Origin of the sequence: Caulobacter sp. HMWF025 (genome assembly GCF_003060965.1) — a bacterium.
Classification (GTDB): domain Bacteria; phylum Pseudomonadota; class Alphaproteobacteria; order Caulobacterales; family Caulobacteraceae; genus Caulobacter.
This window is the reverse complement of sequence record NZ_QAII01000021.1, coordinates 1-2,349: the sequence shown is the minus strand read 5'-3', so window position 1 is coordinate 2,349 and position 2,349 is coordinate 1. Positions and strand designations below refer to the sequence as shown.

Annotated in this window: 2 protein-coding genes and 1 pseudogene; 1 reads left to right on the top strand and 2 read right to left on the bottom strand. The window is 70.9% G+C overall.

What is annotated here, in order from left to right; genetic code table 11:
* Positions 1-35: 35 nt before the first annotated feature.
* Positions 36-275, bottom strand: a complete 240-nt coding sequence (locus DBR10_RS02600) for a hypothetical protein (RefSeq protein WP_108556123.1) — start codon at positions 273-275, stop codon at positions 36-38.
* A gap of 143 nt (positions 276-418) precedes the next feature.
* Positions 419-1,605, bottom strand: a pseudogene (locus DBR10_RS02595) (phage portal protein).
* 150 nt (positions 1,606-1,755) lie between these two features.
* Between DBR10_RS02595 and DBR10_RS02590 the strand changes: the two are divergent.
* Positions 1,756-2,193, top strand: a complete 438-nt coding sequence (locus DBR10_RS02590) for an endonuclease domain-containing protein (RefSeq protein ID WP_108504008.1) — start codon at positions 1,756-1,758, stop codon at positions 2,191-2,193.
* Positions 2,194-2,349: the final 156 nt, after the last annotated feature.

Here is a 2,349-nt window from a genome sequence, read left to right as displayed (position 1 = left end):
GCCCCTCCCCCACCAAGGGGGAGGGGTGATGGCGTTCAATCCAGCTTGGCCTCGATCCGCGCCAAAGCCGCACGCGTCGCGGCAGCCTGTTCTTCCAGCCGGGCCAGACGTTCGGCGACCGGGGCCTGGGCGTCGAGCCGGGTGCGCATCTCGTCGATCCGGGCCGAGGCGCGGCCGGCCCACAGCAGGGCGGCGGCGGCCTGCAGGACCAGGGTGACGATCAGGGCCAGCGAGACCTGCCGGTCCAGCCGCCAGCGTTCGGGGGGTGGGGTCATGGTCTAGGTTCCATTGGGCACTTGCCCCCTACGGACCGCTTCGCGGTCGTCTTCCCCCGGAGGGGGAAGATGGGGTCAGCGGATTTCATCTTCCCCCTTTGGGGGAGGACGGCTGCGCAGCAGCCAGGAGGGGGCCTGCTGAGTCAGCCGTCCAGCCCCGCCAGCCTTCGCCGCTCGTCCGGCGTCAGGAAGCTGGCCGCGTCGAGCCGGGCCCAGAGGGCGTCGCGTTCGGTCGACAGGGCGGGGACGGCGTCGAGGTCGGGGGCGATGCGGGTGCCGGGGAACTTCACGCCCAGCCAGCCGGTCAGGGCCCGGGCGGCGCGCTCGGCCAGGGGCACCACGGTGTGGCGCCAGAAGGCGGTGTTGGCCTCGCGATAATTGGCATAGGTCGCATCCCCGGGGATGCCCAGCAGCTGCGGCGGCACCCCGAAGGCCAGGGCGATCTCGCGAGCGGCGGCGTGCTTGCCGCCCGTGAAGTCCATCTCGGCCGGTGACAGCGACATCGGCCGCCAGTCCAGCCCGCCCTCCAGCAGCAGTGGCCGCCCGGCATTGGCGCTGCCCGACTGGGCCCCGGCCAGCTCGGCCTTCAGGCGCTCGAACTGCTCGTCGCTGAGCCGGTCTCCGGCCTCGCGATTGACATAGACCAGCGCCCCGGACGGCCGGGCCGAATTGTCCAGCAGGGCCTTGTTCCAGGCGCTGGAAGCGTTGTGCACATCGATGGCGAAGGCCGCCGCCTCCAGCGGCGAGAGGCCGTAATGGTCGCTGGTCGGATTGAACAGCTTCAGGTGCAGCACCGGCAGCCAGCCGCCGGCGTCGCGCCCGATCCGCACGCTGCGTCCGCCGGCCTGGTAGTCATAGGCCAGCGGCCAGCCGCGCGGGCCCGGCACCAGGGTCATGCGGTCGGGGCGCAGGGCGTAGAGCTCGCCGGGCTGGTCGCCCTCTCCCGCCGCCTCCAGATAGGCGTTGCCGGCGGTCTGCAGGTTGCCGAAGAAGGCCTCCATCAGATCGGGCCCGCCCTGCTCGGGATTGGGCGCGTGCAGCAGCCGCTGCAGCGGATGGTCGGGGGCGCGCCGGCCGTCGTGGAACACCGCCAGCGGCGTGGCGGCGGCGGCCTCGGCGATCATCCGCACGCAGCGATAGGCGACGGGGTTCCTGGCAAAGCCCTCGGACGCCAGGGCGGCATAGTCGCGCGGCGTCCACTGCGGCCGGCCGCCGGTCGTCAGCGCGATCAGCCGGGCGGCGCGGGAGTCTTTTTGCTCGGGTGGCCGGGGTTTTCGGAACAGGGGCATGGGTCGCTCCGGTTGAGAACAAATAGGGAACATGTTAGGATTGAAGGCGAGCACTTGCCCCCTCCGGGCCTGCGGCCCTCCTCCCCCGGAGGGGGAAGATGTGGGCGCGCTCTTCATCTTCCCCCTCCGGGGGAAGACGACCGCGAAGCGGTCCGTAGGGGGCAAGTGGCCTGTCCAGAAAGGATCTGCCAATGCCGCAGCCCAAGCCCACCGTCGCCACTGCCCGGCACCTGCGCAAAGAGATGACGCCGCCCGAGATAAGGCTGTGGTTCGTCCTGAGACGCGGTGGGCTGCACGGCTTCAAGTTCCGGCGGCAACACCCCGTCGGTCCCTATGTGCTCGACTTCTACTGCGCCGCTGCGCGTCTGGCCGTCGAGATCGATGGCTACGACCATTGCATCAACGGCCGTCCGGAGCGCGATGCGCAACGGGATCGGTGGCTGCTCGATCAGGATATTCGTACGCTGCGACTACCGGCCCAAGATGTCATGCAGGCCCTGGACGGGGCCCTCGACGCCATCGCCGCGCAGCTTGGTCCACCACACTCGCCCCCTCCGGGCCGGAGCCTGTCCTCGGGCGCGCGATTCGCGCGACCCGGGGGGCCCTCCTCCCCCGGAGGGGGAAGATGAGGCGGCATGATCCCATCTTCCCCCCATGGGGGAAGACGACTGCGAAGCAGTCCGTAGGGGGCCCTGCGGCGGTTCAGATACATCCCACACCACACTTGCCCCCTCCGGGCCTCCGGCCCTCCTCCCCCGGAGGGGGAAGATGAGGTAGCGCGATCG